Annotated in this window: 14 protein-coding genes; 4 read left to right on the forward strand and 10 right to left on the reverse strand. The window is 64.0% G+C overall.

Features of this window, described 5'->3' with window-relative positions:
• Window positions 1-49 precede the first annotated feature (49 nt).
• On the reverse strand, window positions 50-964 hold the full coding sequence (locus ACP7B7_RS18900; RefSeq protein WP_426077682.1) for a LysR substrate-binding domain-containing protein: 915 nt from the start codon (window positions 962-964) through the stop codon (window positions 50-52).
• A gap of 118 nt (window positions 965-1,082) precedes the next feature.
• On the opposite strand from ACP7B7_RS18900, the gene ACP7B7_RS18905 reads away from it, so the two are divergent.
• Window positions 1,083-2,579, forward strand: a complete 1,497-nt coding sequence (locus tag ACP7B7_RS18905; protein ID WP_426077683.1) for an MFS transporter — start codon at window positions 1,083-1,085, stop codon at window positions 2,577-2,579.
• On the opposite strand, the gene ACP7B7_RS18910 is transcribed toward ACP7B7_RS18905, so the two are convergent.
• Together ACP7B7_RS18910 and ACP7B7_RS18915 are read right to left on the reverse strand one after the other, a co-directional pair.
• Complete coding sequence (locus tag ACP7B7_RS18910) at window positions 2,561-3,100, reverse strand: hypothetical protein (RefSeq protein WP_426077684.1); 540 nt, start codon at window positions 3,098-3,100, stop codon at window positions 2,561-2,563. The two genes, ACP7B7_RS18905 and ACP7B7_RS18910, sit on opposite strands and share 19 nt — an antisense overlap.
• 81 nt (window positions 3,101-3,181) lie before the next feature.
• A complete protein-coding gene (locus ACP7B7_RS18915; protein ID WP_426077685.1) occupies window positions 3,182-4,762 on the reverse strand; it encodes a methyl-accepting chemotaxis protein in 1,581 nt (526 codons plus the stop codon).
• A 441-nt stretch (window positions 4,763-5,203) separates the two neighbouring features.
• Between ACP7B7_RS18915 and lpxO the strand changes: the two genes are divergently transcribed.
• The gene (lpxO, locus tag ACP7B7_RS18920) at window positions 5,204-6,103 is read left to right on the forward strand and encodes a lipid A hydroxylase LpxO (protein ID WP_426077686.1); all 900 of its coding nucleotides are present in this window, start codon (window positions 5,204-5,206) and stop codon (window positions 6,101-6,103) included.
• Between the two features lie 86 nt (window positions 6,104-6,189).
• On the opposite strand, the gene ACP7B7_RS18925 is transcribed toward lpxO, so the two are convergent.
• On the reverse strand, window positions 6,190-7,023 hold the full coding sequence (locus ACP7B7_RS18925; RefSeq protein ID WP_426077687.1) for an oxidoreductase: 834 nt from the start codon (window positions 7,021-7,023) through the stop codon (window positions 6,190-6,192).
• A 94-nt stretch (window positions 7,024-7,117) separates the two neighbouring features.
• Between ACP7B7_RS18925 and ACP7B7_RS18930 the strand changes: the two genes are divergently transcribed.
• Complete coding sequence (locus ACP7B7_RS18930; RefSeq protein WP_426077688.1) at window positions 7,118-8,089, forward strand: AraC family transcriptional regulator N-terminal domain-containing protein; 972 nt, start codon at window positions 7,118-7,120, stop codon at window positions 8,087-8,089.
• A gap of 14 nt (window positions 8,090-8,103) precedes the next feature.
• Here the strand turns inward: ACP7B7_RS18930 and ACP7B7_RS18935 are convergent, their stop codons facing one another.
• Window positions 8,104-8,673: a DUF1439 domain-containing protein gene (locus ACP7B7_RS18935; protein ID WP_426077689.1), complete on the reverse strand. Its 570-nt coding sequence runs from the start codon at window positions 8,671-8,673 to the stop codon at window positions 8,104-8,106.
• A 165-nt stretch (window positions 8,674-8,838) separates the two neighbouring features.
• Here ACP7B7_RS18935 and ACP7B7_RS18940 point away from each other — a divergent pair, with 165 nt between their 5' ends.
• Window positions 8,839-9,666 (forward strand): alpha/beta fold hydrolase, encoded by an 828-nt coding sequence (locus ACP7B7_RS18940; RefSeq protein ID WP_426077690.1) that lies wholly within the window; start codon window positions 8,839-8,841, stop codon window positions 9,664-9,666.
• A 202-nt stretch (window positions 9,667-9,868) separates the two neighbouring features.
• Here the strand turns inward: ACP7B7_RS18940 and ACP7B7_RS18945 are convergent, their stop codons facing one another.
• The 5 genes from ACP7B7_RS18945 to ACP7B7_RS18965 form a co-directional block, all read right to left on the reverse strand.
• A complete protein-coding gene (locus ACP7B7_RS18945; protein WP_426077691.1) occupies window positions 9,869-10,810 on the reverse strand; it encodes a hypothetical protein in 942 nt (313 codons plus the stop codon).
• Window positions 10,811-10,844: 34 nt separating this feature from the next.
• On the reverse strand, window positions 10,845-11,288 hold the full coding sequence (locus ACP7B7_RS18950) for a hemerythrin domain-containing protein (RefSeq protein WP_426077692.1): 444 nt from the start codon (window positions 11,286-11,288) through the stop codon (window positions 10,845-10,847).
• Window positions 11,289-11,395: 107 nt separating this feature from the next.
• Window positions 11,396-12,751: a PEP-CTERM-box response regulator transcription factor gene (gene prsR, locus ACP7B7_RS18955; RefSeq protein WP_426077693.1), complete on the reverse strand. Its 1,356-nt coding sequence runs from the start codon at window positions 12,749-12,751 to the stop codon at window positions 11,396-11,398.
• Between the two features lie 28 nt (window positions 12,752-12,779).
• Window positions 12,780-14,837 (reverse strand): XrtA/PEP-CTERM system histidine kinase PrsK, encoded by a 2,058-nt coding sequence (gene prsK / locus ACP7B7_RS18960; RefSeq protein ID WP_426077694.1) that lies wholly within the window; start codon window positions 14,835-14,837, stop codon window positions 12,780-12,782.
• On the reverse strand, window positions 14,834-16,222 hold the full coding sequence (locus ACP7B7_RS18965; RefSeq protein ID WP_426077695.1) for a TIGR03013 family XrtA/PEP-CTERM system glycosyltransferase: 1,389 nt from the start codon (window positions 16,220-16,222) through the stop codon (window positions 14,834-14,836). Before ACP7B7_RS18965 ends, prsK begins: the two co-directional genes overlap by 4 nt.
• Window positions 16,223-16,229: the final 7 nt, after the last annotated feature.

Genomic DNA, 16,229 nt, shown 5'->3' on the forward strand with positions numbered 1-16,229 from the left:
AAAAAACAGGAAGGCCAGAAATAGACGAACCGGCAAAGCATGTACCGGTTCAAGTGCCAAACCAAGGTTCCCCGGGCCGCGACGCCGGCCCGCCTTTCTCAAGCTTTTCAACCAGAAAATCGATAAAAACGCGCAGCCGCGGCGGCAGATGACTGCTGGCCGGCCACAGCAGCCAGAAGGTCGCCTGTTCCTGCGTATGGTCATCAAGCAGGCTTTCCAGCTGTCCCGCCGCCAGCTCACGCCCGACAGTGAACGCTGGCAGATAGGCGATGCCCTGCCCCTGCACAGCCAGGAACACGCGCATCTCCACGCTATTGCAGACCATCGCAGAAGCGGCCACGGGATCGCCGGGCGCCAGCGGCCATTGCTCAAGCCTGCCGGTGGCGGGAAAGCGATAATGCAGCTGTGTATGTTGCGCCAGCCCGGCCGGGGTGGCGGGATGGCCATGCCGGGCCAGGTATGCAGGCGCAGCCACCAGCAGGCGGCGAAACGTGCACAGGCGGCGCGACGCCAGGCCCGAATCGGCCAGCGCACCCGTGCGCACCACGGCGTCGTAGCCGTCGCTGACGACATTGACCAGCGTATCCGAAAAATCCAGGTCCAGCTCGACGGCCGGATAGGCCCGCATGAAGGCCAGGATGGCCGTATCGAACAGGCCGCTGTAGCGTGGCAGGCTGATGCGCAGTTTCCCGCTGGGCCCCTTCGCTGAAGCGCTCAGTTCCTGCTCGGCCGCCTCCACCTCGGCCAGGATGCGCCGGCAGCGCGCCAGGAACTGTTCCCCTTCCACTGTCAGCGACAGATGGCGCGTGCTGCGCCGGAACAGGCGCGCGCCCAGCCGCGCCTCCATGCGCGCCACGCTTTTGCCCACTGCGGAAGACGACAAGCCCAGCTGGCGGGCGGTGGCCGAAAAACTGCCGCTGTCGGCCACCTGCACGAACATGGCGATACTGCCCAGGCTATCCATTTTCTTCCCTTGTGACTGATTCAAGACATATTTGTCCGCTATGTTCGTCAGTCTAGCCCATTTTTCTGCAATCTCCGCGCCGCCATACTCTGGCATCTTCCTCTTGCCGCGAGTCGCCATGCATATTGTTTCCACCGCTTCCACCCGCCGCACCCTGTCGCTGCAGGTGCTGGCCGCCTGCCTGACCGGCTTGCTGATACCGCTCTCGTTTACCGGCCCGGCCGTGGCGCTGCCGGCCCTGAGCCAGGTGGCGGGCGCCAGTCCATCGGCCCTGAACTGGGTCCTCAACGCCTATATCCTCAGCTATGGCAGCGCCATGATGGTGGCCGGCAGCCTGACCGACCTGCTGGGCCGGCGCCGCGTTTGGTTGGCGGGCTTGAGCGTGTTCTGCCTGGCCACCGTCGCCATCGCTTGCGCGTCGTCCGTGCCCCTGATCGCCGCACTGCGTTTCGTGCAGGGCCTGGGTGGCGCGGCCGCGTTTGCCGCGGCCATGTCCTCGCTGTCACCGTTGTTCCAGGGCGCGGCGCGTAACCAGGTGATGAGTTTGCTGGGCACGACATTTGGCTTGGGCCTGGCCTTCGGTCCGCTGGCGGCCGGCGCCGTGCTGGCCGTGGCGCCCTGGCCGGCCATCTTCTATGCCACCGCCGCGCTCGGCGTGATGGGGTTCTTGCTGGCCGGCGCCAGCGTGCCGCAGGACCCGGCGCATGCCGGCGGCCGGCTGGACTGGCCCGGCGCGCTCACCTTCAGCGGTGCGCTGGGCCTGCTGACGGTGGCGCTGCTGCTGGCGCCCGAGCACGGCTGGCGCAGCCCATGGGTGTTGTGGCCGGCCCTGGCGGCCTTGCTGCTGCTCGCAGCTTTCATACGGATCGAAAAAGGAACCGCGCAGCCATTGCTGGACCTGTCGCTGTTCCGCCAGCGCCGCTTTGTCGGCGTGCAGGTGCTGGCGGCCTCGCCCGCTTTCCTGTTTATCGTGCTGATCGTCATGCTGCCCGGGCGCTTCATCGGGGTGGACGGCATGGCGCCGCTGGCGGCCGGGCGCCTGATGATGGCCCTGGCCGCGCCGCTGTTGCTGGTGCCTGTGCTGGCCAGCATGCTGCTGCGCTGGTGTAGCGCGTCACTCCTGTGCGCGGCCGGCTTGCTGCTGGCCGCCGTGGGCCTGGTCTGGCTGGCCATGGCCGGTGCGGCAACGCCCTGGGCGCTGCTAGTGATCGGCACCGGCATCGGCCTGCCCTGGGGCTTGATGGATGCGATGGCCCTGAATGTGGTGGAAGCGGATCGGGCCGGCATGGCGACCGGCATCTTCAATACGGTGCGCGTCTCGGCCGATGGCGTGGCGCTGGCGGTGGCGGGCGCCGTGCTGGCCGGCCTGATCGGCATCAGCCTGGCGGAATCGCTGCCGGCAGGCCTGCCTTTGGCGCAAGCGGCCAGCCGCGCCGCGCTGGGCGATTTGCGGCAGGCCGCGCAGCTGCTGCCAGGCAACATGGAACTGCTGCGCGCCAGTTATGACGCGGCGTTCCGCCAATTATTGCTGCTGTTGTCGGCGCTGGCGGTGGCTACCGCGCTATTGCTGCTGTATTTGCTGCGCCAGGCGCGTCCTCAGGCGTCAAAACCGTAGGCGACGGCGATCAGCAGCAGGGCATTGTTGACGGCGCGGGCCAGGGCGGTGGTGGCATAGGCCGGCGCCACGCCCGGTTCGCGGTAACGCAGGTAGACCAGGCTGAACATGGCGCCTGAACCGAGCGCGACGATTGCATGCAGCAAGCCGCCGCTCAGATAATGGACGATGCCCCACAGGATGGCGCCGATAAAAATGCTCAAAGGCTGTCCAACGCCAAAACGCCGCAGGATTTCCAGCGGCAGCAGCTGGCCCAGGAACGTTTCCAGGATGGGAGAATAGATGACGACCCAGAACAGCAGCAGCGGCAGCGACATTTCGCGCTGGAACCTGGCCAGCCCGGTGTGCACGCCCCAGTACTGGGGCGGCAGCAGGGCCTTGGCGGCGGACAGGATGGCAAAGCAGAGGATGCAGGTCAGCACGGCCCAGCCGATGGCGCCGAGAATATGGCGCAGCACCGGCAAGCGGGCCTTCGGGAAGAAGTCCGGGCGGTCGACATCGTGACGCCGGTGCAACTGCATAGGTGATCCTGGGTGCGCTGGTCCGGCCATCATTGTAGCGCGTAACAGCGGAACCGCGCGCACCTTGCCGCGCTTCGCAGGCTATGCCGCCAGCAGCAGCGGCTGGTGCTGGGCGTGGGCCAGCTTGAAGACGCCCACTTCCTGCTCCAGCTGCTGCGCCTGCTGCTGCAGCTGGTGCGCGGCGGCCGCCGCGTGCTCGACCAGCGCCGCGTTCTGCTGCGTGACTTTATCCATGTCGACGATGGCGCGGTTGATCTGCTCGATGCCGGCGCCCTGCTCCTGCGTGGCGAGGCTGATCTCGGCCATGATGCCCGTCACGCGGCCGATGCCGGCCACCACGTCATGCATGGTGGCGCCCGCTTTTTCCACCAGCACGGTACCGGTGCCGACCTTGCTGACCGAATCGTGGATCAGCGCCTTGATCTCGTGCGCGGCGGCGGCCGAGCGCTGGGCCAGGCTGCGCACTTCGGTGGCGACGACGGCAAAGCCACGGCCCTGTTCGCCGGCCCGGGCCGCTTCCACGGCGGCGTTCAGCGCCAGGATATTGGTCTGGAACGCAATGCCGTCAATCACGCCGATAATGTCGACGATCTTGTTCGACGAGGCGTTGATCAGGCCCATGGTCTGCACCACCTCGGCCACCGCCCTGCCGCCCTGCTCCGACACCTTGGACGCTTCGCGCGCCAGGTGATTGGCTTGCTGGGCGTTTTCCGCGTTCTGGCGCACGGTGGCAATCAATTGCTCCATCGACGAGGCCACCTCCTCCAGCGAACCGGCCTGCTGCTCGGTGCGCAGCGACAGGTCGCGGTTGCCCGAGGCGATATCGGTCGAGGCGGCCGCAATGTTTTCCGTGCCGCGGCGCACTTTGCCGACTATCGCCGACAGATTGTCGCGCATGGTCTTCATGGCGAACAGCATGCTGCTGTCGTCCCCTGGACGCGTCACCACTTCGATGCCCAGTTCGCCATGGGCGATGCGGTCGGCAATCGCCGCCGCATAGTCGGGCTCGCCACCGAGCTGGCGCAGCAGACGGCGCGTGATGACGGTGCCGACCACCACGCAGACCAGCACGCTGACCGCGGCCAGCACGGCCATCCAGCGTACCGACTGGCCATAGATGGCGTGCGCCGCTTCGCTGGCCTGTGCCGACTCGCGCTGCACCGATTTGAGCACCGCATCGATATCGGCCACGATCTGGCGCCGCAGGGGGCTGCAGTCATTGACCAGGAAAGTGCCGTACTCTTCCATCTTGCCGGCCTCGCGCAACTGGCGCGGGCGCAGCAGTTCCTGCGCCATGGCGTTCAGGCCGATGCTGACCTTGTCGAACTGCGGGTCGCCCTTGAACACCGGCGCGAGTTTCGACAACGCATCGAGGTACAGCGCTTTTTGCTGGTCGAGAATCGCCAGCTCCCTGCTGGCGGCCGCTTCATCGGGAAAAATATAGGCGTTGCGGGCCGCCAGGCCGGTCTGGTCGAGCGCCTCGCGCGCCACGTACAGCGGTTCGAGTTTTTGCTGCTGCACGGTTTCCTGGGCCTTCATGGCATTCGAAATGGCGCCGATGCGCAGCATGGCAAAAGCGGCCAGCACCAGCATCAGCGCCACCAGGGCCGCAAAGCCGAGGGTCAGGCGCATGCCGATGGTAAGACTACGTTGTGACTTCATGATTAATCCTGTTCCTGTAATAAACATGCTTGCCGGACACGGCGGCGTCGATGCGATAGGTGGTACAGCAGGCGATACGATGCAGGCGGTATCCTGGTATGGGATACAGGCCGGTGACTGGCGTTTTTTGGGCTGTCGGGGGTCTTGCCGAACGAGTGGCGCGGGTCTGGACCGGCGCTTTCTCTATAGGCGAGACTATAACTCATAGGAAACAAAAAAAGATTTTCAGAAACTGAATTTTGATGCCTAAAAGTACTATATATTTGCTTTTAGACGAAGTTTCAGCACTTATTTCTCTACAATGTGTGGCACTTCACTTAGCGCCAGGACGCGCTCCTGCCTTTTTGTCCATGCAGGCGCCAGCCGCGCATTCGACCCTGCCCCATGGCTGCGCGCATTAACTGGTTATAATTGCCCCATTCTTTACAATCGAGGTTGAGTATGAAATGGGCCTTGCTGGGCATTTTTGTGTTTTCCGTTTTACATATCCATTTCCGGGGCAAGGTGCGCCTGCCGTTCCGGCGCCAGATTTTCGACCACTCGTCGTTCATGGCGCCGCTGAACCTGTTCATGCACACGTTTTCAAAAGTGCCGGCCACGCCCTACCTGGCCGTCTCCGACTTTCCCGAACTGGCGCCGCTGCAGCAGAACTGGCATATCATCCGCGATGAAGCGCTGCGCTTGCAGGAACTGAAAAAGATCAAGGCGGCCGAGAAGAACGACGATGTCGGCTTCAATTCCTTCTTCAAATACGGCTGGAAGCGTTTTTACCTGAAATGGTATGACGCCAGCCACCCGTCGGCACAGCAGATGTGCCCGCAAACCTATGCCCTGCTGCAATCGATTCCGTCGATCAAGGCCGCCATGTTTGCCGAACTGCCGTCCGGCGGCAAGCTCAACCCGCACCGCGATCCGTTTGCCGGCTCGCTGCGCTATCACCTGGGCCTGCAGACGCCGAATGACGACCGCTGCTTTATCGACGTCGATGGCGAGCGCCACAGCTGGCGCGACGGCCAGGCCGTGATGTTCGACGAAACCTATATCCACTGGGCCCGCAACGACGCCGACAGCGACCGCGTCATTTTGTTCTGCGACATCGAACGCCCGATGCGTTTCCGCTGGGCGCAGGCACTGAACCGCTGGCTGGGCCGCACCCTGATGACGGCCGCCGCCTCGCCGAACGAACTGGGCGACCAGGCCGGCGGCATCAGCAAGCTGTTCCGCATCTCGTGGGCCATGGGCCAGTACCGCCGCCGCTTCAAGGCGTGGAACAAGAACGCCTACAACCTGACGCGCATCGCGCTGGTGGTTGCCATCATTGCGCTGATCTACTATATCTGAGCGTGCTTGCGCATCAGAAATGACAAAACCGCCCACGGGCGGTTTTGTCATTTCTGGAAAATCATCATCGGTATGGTGATCGGCGCTCAACCATCGGTCGACTGCGTGAGCTGCTCCCACGCATCGATCTCGCGCCCAAGGCCGGCCAGCTTGCCCCGCACCAGCTGCAGCGCGTCGCTGCCCAGCAGCAAATGCGTCGGCGGCGCAAGCTCCTCGATAATGGCCAGTATCGCGCGCGCCGCCTTGCCAGGATCGCCCAACTGCCTGCCGCTTTTCTCCTCCCGCGCTTGGCGAACCGGATCGAACAGGGCGTCGTAATCCGCAATCGAGCGGGCGGTGCGCTGCATCGAGCGGCCGGCCCAGTCGGTGCGAAACGACCCTGGCGCGACGGCGGTCACCGCGATGCCGAACGCCCGGACTTCCTTGGCCAGCGTGTCCGAAATGCCTTCCAGCGCGAATTTGCTGCCGCAGTAATAGGCAATGCCGGGCATCGTGAGGTAGCCGCCCATCGACGTGACGTTGACGATATGGCCGCGCCGGCGCGTGCGCATGGACGGCAGCACGGCCTTGATCATGGCGACCGGGCCGAAGACGTTGACGTCGAACTGGCGGCGCATGTCTGACAGCGGCGATTCTTCCAGGATGCCTTCGTGTCCGTAGCCGGCATTGTTGACGAGCACGTCGACCGCGCCGAGGTTCGCTTCGATCTCGGCAACGACGCCGTCGATGGCATCGACTTGCGTCACGTCAAGCAAGCGCGCGTGGGCACGCGCCGGACACAGGGCTTCGAACGCCGCCGCGGCCTGCGCGTTCCTGACCGTACCGACCACGCGGTGACCGTCCGCCAGCGCTTGTTCCGCAAGGGCGCGGCCGAAGCCGCTGCTGACACCGGTGATCAGCAAGAGTTTATTGGATGCCATACGGCCTTCTTTAAGTAAGTTAACGGAACTGGCATGTTATTCTTCAAAAAGCACTGCAATAAACCATGATCCGCTATATTTCTTGCCTAAAACTATGTTTCATCCGATAGCCGACTATCCAATCGATGACGTTTTCGGCCAGGCCCAGCAGCGCATGGTCGAACTGCTGCGGGCCTTGGCGCCGGCCGAAGGCTATAACCTCACCGCCCTGCCCAGCGTGCGGATCCTGCGTTCCGACCGGGCCCTGACGCGCACGCCGGTACTCTATGATCCGGGTATCGTCATCGTTTGCCAGGGTTGCAAGCGCGGTTACTTCGGCGACAGGCTGTACGTCTACGACGCGCAGCATTACCTGGCGGTGTCGGTTCCCGTGCCGTTCGACATGGAAACGGATGCGACGCCGGCACAGCCGCTGCTGGCGCTCTACCTGCACCTCGATTTCGCCATCGCCGCCGACCTGATGCTGCATATCGACCGCCAGGCCGTGGCCGAAGCGGCCCAGGCGCCGCAGAGCATGCTGTCGAGTCCCATCGATACGGACATGCGCCTGTCGATCTTGCGTTTCCTGGAGGCGTTGAACCGGCCGCTGGAGGCGGTCGTGCTGGGACCGGGCCTGCTGCGCGAACTGTATTTCCGGGTGCTGACCGGCGCCCAGGGACGCGCGATGCGCGAGGCGCTGGCGCTGAAAGGCCAGTATGGAAGGATAGGCCGCGCGCTGCGCCGCATCCATGCCGCTTACGCGGAAGCGCTCGACCTGGCCCAGCTGGCAAGGGAAGCGGGCATGAGCATTCCGGCTTTCCACCACCACTTCAAGGCGATCACGCAGACATCGCCGATGCAATACCTGAAATCGACGCGGCTGCACCAGGCCCGCTTGCTGATGGTGCGCCAGGACCTGACGGCGGAAGCGGCATGCCACGCCGTGGGCTATACCAGTGCGTCGCAGTTCAGCCGGGAGTTCCGGCGGCTGTTCGGCCTGGCCCCGGCGGCGGAGGCCAGGCGCATGCGGGCGAGCTTCGCCATTCCGCCGGCGTTTGCCGGCGTCGAGTTTGTTTCGTCACACTGACGGCCGCTGGCGGCCTATTTCACCGGCTCGACCGTCACCACCAGGCCGCTGCCGGTGGTTTTTATTTGCGTCGGCACGAACTGCACGCCCGCATAGCGCAGATCCTCGGGCTTGAAGGTGTAGATCGGTGTTTCATGCATCAGCTGGTCGGCCACCAGGCTGGCCACCTTGGCGAACTGGCGCTGCTGCGACTCATCCATTCCCTCGATATTGACCCGGTCCACGCTGGCGTCGGCAAGGTACACGGCATTGCGCTGCGGGTCGAGCCGCAGGCGGCCCGAGATGGCCAGGTTGCCGCGCCAGTGCTGGCGCACAAACGGCGGCGTCACGCTGGCGTCGACCGACAGCGCCACCCGTTCGCGTTCAGGCTGCAGGGACAATTGCGGATTGCTGACCTTCACCTCCAGCACCGACAGCACCCGCTTGTCGATCGGGAAACGGCGTTCCAGGCCCTGCTGCATCTTGGCCAGTGACAGATTGACGTCGCGCGGGCCGATCAAGGTCGAGCACGAGGCCAGCATGCCGCCGGCAAGCACGACGATGGCGGCGTTTTTCAGGAAGGAGCGCTTGGAGGTGGCAGTCATGGAGGTTCTCGAAAAAGTGATCCGGCTATCTTACACAGCCGTTTGACGCAACACAAATCCGTGCCAACAATACCGGCAGATGCAGAAAAATAAGCTTTGACACCAGCCGTCCTGCCAGCCATGCTTTTGGGAACATATGCTGCGCTCACACTCCCAAGGGTCTACATGAACAAACTCCTACTGCCGATGGCACTCGTCGTCCTCGCTGCACTGAGCGGATGCGCTCATCACATGGCGAGGCATGAGGTGATCAATGGCGCGGCACCGATGGCGCGTGACGTGGTGTCGTCCGTCGAACCCGGCTTATTTGCGCAGCATACTTTTACGGCATCGAATGGGACGGTGCTGCCGTACCGCATCCTGGCGCCACTGAAACCGGAGCCAGGCGTGCGCTATCCCCTGGTACTGCAACTGCACGGCTCCGGCGGCATCGGCACCGACAACCTGCGGCAGCTCGACCGCCTGGCAAAATCCTGGGCCATGCCGGAGATACGCGCACGATATCAAGCCTATGTCCTGGTGCCGCAGTTTCCAGTCCGAAGCGCAAACTACGGCCCGCCGTCACCGGATCAATACGCCGAACCCTCAGCGGACTTGATCGCAGCGCTGGAACTGGTCGAAACATTCGCCCAACAACACCCGGTGGACGGCGCCAGGATTTATGCGCTCGGATTCTCGATGGGCGGCTCGGCCGCCTGGCTTGCGCCAACCTTGAAGCCAAACTTGTTTGCCGCCATCATGCCGGTCTCGGGCATCGCCCCAGCAAATACCTCCGCAGAGCTGCTGCGGGACTTGCCGATCTGGGTCATGCACGGCAATGCCGATACCGAGAACCCGATTCTTGCCGACCGCAGACTCAGCAAGCTGATTGAAAAAAGCGGTGGCCAACGCCTTTTATTCAGGGAGTATGAGGGCCTCGATCACCAGTTGCATGCCGACCTCTACCCTGGTTACTGGTGGCGAAACTGGCTTTTTGAGCAACATCGCGATTGAAAAACGTGGTGGGCGATTCCATGTTCATTGTCTGGCCACCACAAAAAAAATCGGGCGCAGACCTTGCGGCTGCGCCCGATTTGACGATGGCTGGAGTGTTTAATGGACGAACAAGGCGATCAGGATGACGATCGGCAGCGGGATGCCCAGCAACAGCAAGAGGATGGAACGCATGGAGTTTCTCCTGTAATAAGGTAAATGATCAGATCGACACGTGGCGCAATACGCGCTCGTGGTCACGCTGGCGGCCGCCAAAGGTCGCTGCCAGGGCGGCGACAAAGGCGCCCAGCAGCAGGGCGACAAACATCCACAGGGCCGTATGGGCGCCAGCCTTGCGCGCCGTTTCGGCCGCTTGCTGGGCCTTGGCCTTGGCGTCGGCGGCAGCCTTGCTGGCGCGGCCATAGACGGCGTCGACACGGGCTTCCGCTTCGGCTTGCGTCAAGCCGGTGCGTTTGGCCACCACCTGGCCCAGGTAGGCGCGGTCATCGGCAGCCAGGGTGCCGTTCGACATGCTCGATGCGAAGATGCGGCCGATTTCAACGCGCTGGTCGGCGGCGTTCACCGGTGCATCAGCAGCAGGCATGGCTGGCGCGCCGGTTGCGGTGGCTGGCGCAGGTGCCGAGCGCATCAGCATGTCCGAGAAATAGTCGAGTGGATTAACGCCACTGCTGCCTTCGCTGGCATTCGATGCGGCTGCACCGGCACCGGCGGCCGCAGCTGGAGCAACTGCCGCCGCCACGCCCGTGCCCGCATCGATGGCGCCGCTCAGCACAGCGCGCGTGCCGCCGGCCAGCATCGCCACCGTCAGCAGGGTTGCGACGGCCCAGGCCAGCAAGCCGTGGGCGGTATCGCGGAAATGCACTTCATCGGTATGCACCGAGCTCCATTTGGCGCGCAGGCGGCCAGCCATATAGCCGCCGATGCCGGACGCGGCCAGTTGCATGAACGCCAGCCAGGCGATGGTGCCCACGCCGATGGCGGTCGCATTGAACGACCATGGCGAGACCGAGGACAAGCCCAGGCCCACGCCCAGGATCAGCAGGATGAAGGACAAGGCGGCGGCCGCTGCGGCGCCCGCGATGACGGCGCCCCAGGAGACGCCAGGTTGATTCAGGTCCGAGACGGACAATTGCGTAGCTTGCATGAGTTTCCCCTGTTATAAAAATATGGTGGTGTGATCAGGTGCCAGAGGCCGCCAGCTGCTCCTTGCGGGCGGCCATCTGCTCGCCCAGTGCGTCGAGGTCGACGCCGGTCTTGCGCACCTTGGGAAACATGTCGCCCTCTTCTTCCTTGACGTGGTGCTCGATTTGCTCGGACAGCACGGTGACCTTGGCGTCATACAGGTCTTCGCTGGGGTCCATGGCGAGGATTTGCGCGATGAGTTCCTTGGCGCTGGCGTGTTCCACCACCGCTTCGTCCATCAGGTCGCCGTCATGGATGGGCCGGCGCACGGCCGGATAGAAGATTTCTTCTTCCACCTGGGTATGCACGGTCAGTTCGTGGCAGATTTGATCAGCAAGTTTTTTCTTGGTCGCGAAGGAACGGTCGCTCAAGCCTTCGTACTGGGCAAACAATGCCTTGACGTTCTTGTGGTCCTTCATTAATAAGCTGATTGCGTTCATGACGCCTCCTTGTAGTTGATGAGAACAAGGATGCCGCGCCGCGCCGCCAGCGTATGTGCGACGCCATACACAAACTTGATATTGATACATGCCGGGCAAGCAACCGGCTATTTGATGCCGTGGTGGTTCATCAGGTCGTACAGGGTCGGACGGCTCACGCCCAGCAGTTCGGCCGCCTTGACGATATTGCCGTCGGCCCGCGCCAGCGCGCGTACCATGACCTTGTATTCGGCCGCATCGCGCGCCTGGCGCAGGTTGATGCTCTCGTCCGGCGCCGCGGCGTGCGCATGCTCGGGCAAGCCCAGGTCGTCGACCGTGATGTGCGGGCCGTCGCACATGATGACGGCGCGCTTGATGCAGTTTTCCACTTCGCGCACATTGCCGGGCCAGTCATACGACTCGATCGCCTGCAGTGCGTCATTGCTGAAATGCAGGCTGGTGCGCCCTTCGCTGGCGCAGAACTTGTTCTTGAAATGGTGGGCCAGCAAGGCGCTGTCGCCGGCCCGCTCGCGCAGCGGCGGAATGCGCAGCACGATTTCGCTGAGGCGGTAATACAGGTCTTCGCGGAAACGGCCCTGGCCGGCCAGCGCCTTGAGGTCCTGGTGGGTGGCGCAGATGATGCGCACATCGACCGCGATCTCGCCGCGCCCGCCCACCCTCTCGATCACGCGTTCCTGCAAAAAACGCAGCAATTTCGCCTGCAGCGCCAGCGGCATGTCGCCGATCTCGTCGAGAAAAAAGGTACCGCCATGGGCCAGTTCGATCTTGCCCAGGGTTTGCCGCGCAGCGCCGGTAAACGCGCCCCGCTCATAACCGAACAGCTCGCTTTCGAGCAGGTGTTCGGGAATCGCCGCGCAATTGATGGCGACAAAGCGCTGGCCGCTGCGGCTGCTGAGCGCATGCAGGCCGCGCGCGATCAGCTCCTTGCCGCTGCCCGAATCGCCCAGCAGCATCACGCTGGCCGACGACGGCGCCACTTTTTCCACGCTGCGGCACAGTTTCAGCATGCCGGGGTCGCGGCTGACGATGCCGGCCAGCGGCGAGTCGGCCTGGGTCTGCAGCATGCGGCGGTTTTCCTGCTGCATCGCGTGCAGATAAAACGCCCGCGCGATCACCAGGCCCAGCATGTCGGCGTCGAACGGTTTCTGGTGAAAATCATAGGCGCCCAGGGCGATCGCCTTTAACGCATGCGCGCGTTCCTGGTTGCCCGACAAGACAATGATCTTGGTGTCGGGCGCCAGCGCCAGGATCTGCTGCAAGGTGGCCAGCCCCTCGGTGGCGCCATCCGGGTCGGGCGGCAGGCCCAGGTCCATCGTGACGACGGCCGGCTGGTGGCGCCTGACCTGCGCCAGCGCCGCCTCGCGCTCGCCCGCCAGCAGCACCTCGTAGCCGTCAAAACTCCATTGCAACTGCTTTTGCAGGCCGGGATCGTCTTCGATCACCAGCAGTTTCTGCTTGCCCATGTGGTTTCCTTTGCGCTTCAGCGGTGTGTCAGGCGGGATGCAGCGGCAGGATCACGCGAAAGGTGGTGCCCACCTGCGGCTCGCTGCGCACTTCCAGGCTGCCGCCCACTTCGCGGATATATTCGCGGCTTTCGAACACGCCGATGCCCATGCCCGCCGTCTTGGTGGTGTCGAACGGCTTGAACAGGCGCTCGCGGATGAATTGCTCGCTCATGCCGGCGCCGGTATCGCTCAGTTCAACCACCGCCGTGCGTTGTTCACGCCGTAGCAGCACGGCCACCCGGCCGCTGCTGGCGGTGGCCTCGATGGCGTTCTGGATCAAGTGGCCCAGTACCCGCTCCAGGCGCAGGCGGTCGGCCAGCACCGTCAGTTCGCCATCGACAATTTCCAGTTGCGGCCTTGGTTCCAGGCTGGCCTTGGCGGCCACCGCCAGTTGCAGCAGGCCGTCCAGCCGCAAGGGCGCGGGCGCATCGTGCGCTTCGCCGCGCGCCAGCTTCTGCAGCAGGGTCTTCATTTTCTGCACGGAATGCTCCAGCGTGGCCAGCATGTCTTCCTGGAAAGCCGGATTGGCGCGATGCTTTTCCGCGTTGCTGAGCAGCAGCGACAATTGAAACACCAGGTTTTTCAGGTCATGCACGATAAAGGTCGACATGCGGTTGAACGATTCGAACTGGCGCGCCACCGTCAGGGTATCGAGCGATTCGCGGTGCGCCAGGTAGCTGGCGGCCTGGCTGCCGGCAATTTTCAGCACATCGCGGATTTCCCAGTTCAGGCCGATGCGCGCGCGTGGCCGGGCCAGCGCCACCACGCCGAACAGTTTTCCGTGCAGCATCAAGGGCACCAGCAGCCAGATGGCGGGCAGCGCCAGCAGCGCCGGCGGCAATACCAGGCCGCCGTAGTGCTGCGGCGATCGCTGGCAGTCGGCCACCTCGGTCACCCATTGCCGCGCTTCCAGGAAGCGGCACAGGGAACCATCCGCCGCTTCGAACGGCAGCTGCGGCGGCCAGTTCCAGCTGGCCACCGGTGTCAACACGCCCGCCTCGCGCACGATCCACAGGCCGCCAGCCGGGCTTTCCACCAGTTGCGCCACCGCCTGGATGGTGCGTTCGCCCAGGGCCGGGCCATCTTCGGACAAGGCGCGCGTAAAGCGCAGCCATTCTTCGCGGTAGTCAAAGATCGCCTTGTAAAAATGTTTATTGATAAACACCTTGAGCTTGGCGCGCAAGGCGCCCGAAAACAGCACGCCGGCCAGCAGCAGCATGGCGCCGCCCAGGTAGGCCATCTGCATCAAGGAACCCCAGGCGCCGCCGAAATAGCGCAAATAATAAGCGCTGGCCGCCATCGCCAGCAGGTAGATGGCCGAACCGAGCAAGGCGGCCGAACGGAACAGCATCTGGCGCGACACCGACAAGCCCAGCGCCCAGCCCGGATTGCGCGCCGCCGACACGCCCAGGAGCGGCGCGCACAGCGCATCGACGATGCCGCGCGCGGCCCAGATATCGTCATTGATCTCGCGAAACAGCAGCGCGTCGCTGTACAGGTAAAAATCATAGGCAAACAGGCCGCCCACGCCCAGGCACGCAAACTTGATGCCCCAGCGCTTGAGCGGCGGCGTGTTGCGGTACCACTGTTCCACCAGCAGCATGCCGAGCACGGCCAACAGCAAGCGGCAGGCGATGGCGGCGGTCCGCGCCAGCGCGGCCTGAGCGGCGTCCAGCTGCGGCAAGACCGACCACCACAGCACCAGGCCGATCGCCGCCACGCCGGTTCCGCCCGCCACCAGGGCCAGCAGGCGCGCGCGCGACGGCGCGATCAGCAGCAGCAGGAACACCAGCCAGGCCAGGGTGCGCAGCAATTCCAGGCCATCGCCAAACAGCGACCAGCGCCGCTCCAGCAGCACCAGCACCACCACCCCGGTGGCCCACGCGCCCGTCACCAGGCAGGCGGCCAGCAAGGCGCGCGCATGCCGGCGTGCGCGCCAGTTGCTGATCAATAAAAGGGAGAGCAGGAAAAACGCCAGCGAAGCGACACCGTGGCTGAGCGCGGCCGCGTCGGCCACGGCCAGCAAGACCGGCTCCGAGTTCACCGGCTACCCTTGCCGAAAAGCACCACCTGCACCGTTTCCAGCAGGATCAGCAGGTCGAGGAACAGGCTGTTGTTTTTCACATAATACAGATCGTATTGCAGCTTCTTGACGGCGTCGTCGACCGAGGCGCCGTACTGGTAGCGCACCTGGGCCAGGCCCGTGATGCCGGGCTTGATGCTGTGGCGGATATTGTAATAAGGCACCTGCTCCTTGAGCTGGTCGACAAAAAAGGCCCGTTCCGGCCGCGGCCCGACAAAACTCATTTCGCCGCGAAACACATTGAGCATCTGCGGCAATTCGTCGATGCGCAGCTTGCGTATCCAGTGGCCCACGCGCGTCACGCGGCTGTCATTGGCCTGGGCCCAGGTCGGCGTGCCGTCGCGCTCGGCATCGCAGCGCATGCTGCGAAATTTCAATACATTGAAGGGCACGCCGTCCAGCCCCACCCTTTCCTGCTCGTAAAATACCGGGCCGCCGTCTTCCAGCCGGATGCACAACATGGTGATCAGCATTACAGGCAGCGAGGCGACGAAAATGGTGGCGCTGGCGGCCAGGTCGAACAGGCGCTTCGAGGCGGCACGGAAAAAACTCTGGTCGAAACCGCCGCCATAGATCAGATAGCTCGGTTGCAGGGAATCGATGCGGATCTGGCAGGTTTCGCGCTCGAAAAACGTGGCCGCGTCGATCACGCGCACGCCACCCAGCGCGCATTCGAGCAACTGGCGCGCGGGAAAGGCGCCGTTGCGCCGGTCGCTGACGGACACCACGATTTCCTGGGCGTCGTAGCGCCGGGCCATGGCCAGCAGCGACAAACCGGCCGGCAACATGGACGAGGCCGGCACGCAGCACTGTTCGCCCGGCACATTCATGCAGCCCACCACCGTGAATTGATGGAAACCGATCTTGCTGGCCGCCAGGTCCATGCACTCCCTGGCCAGCGCGCCGCCGCCGACCAGGATCAAACGTCCTTCCATCAGCGCCGACTGCGACGATTTGAACACCACCAGCCGCGCCAGCAGCACGCCGATGGCGCCCAGGCCGAAGATGATCACGCTGCCGCGCCCGAAATGCAGCGACGGCACGAAACGCACCAGCAGGCTGAGCACCGCGAAACCGAGGGCGAACGCCGGCAGGATGCGCAGCAGGGTGTTGCGGATATCCTCGCGCGAGCGGTGCTGGTACATGCCCAGCGCACTCATCGACAACACGATCACCAGCGCGAAGATCGACGAGGCCAGATAAATTTCACCCGCGCGCAGCACGCCACGGCTGTCGGCCAGCCCGATCAGGGAGGTGAAGGTCGCTGAAAACAGCAGTATCAAAATTTCCAGCAATAACAGCACAAAGGCTGTCTTCGACACGTAATGGCTGAATATGCGGATCATGTCTCCC

Source organism: Janthinobacterium sp. PSPC3-1 (assembly GCF_049896105.1).
GTDB lineage: Bacteria > Pseudomonadota > Gammaproteobacteria > Burkholderiales > Burkholderiaceae_D > Janthinobacterium.

Excerpts from the sequence above, each read along its gene's own strand:
- ACP7B7_RS18945 (WP_426077691.1), bottom strand. The coding sequence starts at position 10,810 with ATGCAAGCTACGCAATTGTCCGTCTCGGACCTGAATCAACCTGGCGTC.
- ACP7B7_RS18900 (WP_426077682.1), bottom strand. The coding sequence starts at position 964 with ATGGATAGCCTGGGCAGTATCGCCATGTTCGTGCAGGTGGCCGACAGC.
- ACP7B7_RS18905 (WP_426077683.1), top strand. The coding sequence starts at position 1,083 with ATGCATATTGTTTCCACCGCTTCCACCCGCCGCACCCTGTCGCTGCAG.
- prsR (WP_426077693.1), bottom strand. The coding sequence starts at position 12,751 with ATGGGCAAGCAGAAACTGCTGGTGATCGAAGACGATCCCGGCCTGCAA.
- ACP7B7_RS18925 (WP_426077687.1), bottom strand. The coding sequence starts at position 7,023 with ATGGCATCCAATAAACTCTTGCTGATCACCGGTGTCAGCAGCGGCTTC.
- ACP7B7_RS18940 (WP_426077690.1), top strand. The coding sequence starts at position 8,839 with ATGAACAAACTCCTACTGCCGATGGCACTCGTCGTCCTCGCTGCACTG.
- ACP7B7_RS18935 (WP_426077689.1), bottom strand. The coding sequence starts at position 8,673 with ATGACTGCCACCTCCAAGCGCTCCTTCCTGAAAAACGCCGCCATCGTC.
- lpxO (WP_426077686.1), top strand. The coding sequence starts at position 5,204 with ATGAAATGGGCCTTGCTGGGCATTTTTGTGTTTTCCGTTTTACATATC.
- ACP7B7_RS18965 (WP_426077695.1), bottom strand. The coding sequence starts at position 16,222 with ATGATCCGCATATTCAGCCATTACGTGTCGAAGACAGCCTTTGTGCTG.
- ACP7B7_RS18930 (WP_426077688.1), top strand. The coding sequence starts at position 7,118 with ATGTTTCATCCGATAGCCGACTATCCAATCGATGACGTTTTCGGCCAG.
- ACP7B7_RS18915 (WP_426077685.1), bottom strand. The coding sequence starts at position 4,762 with ATGAAGTCACAACGTAGTCTTACCATCGGCATGCGCCTGACCCTCGGC.
- ACP7B7_RS18910 (WP_426077684.1), bottom strand. The coding sequence starts at position 3,100 with ATGCAGTTGCACCGGCGTCACGATGTCGACCGCCCGGACTTCTTCCCG.
- ACP7B7_RS18950 (WP_426077692.1), bottom strand. The coding sequence starts at position 11,288 with ATGAACGCAATCAGCTTATTAATGAAGGACCACAAGAACGTCAAGGCA.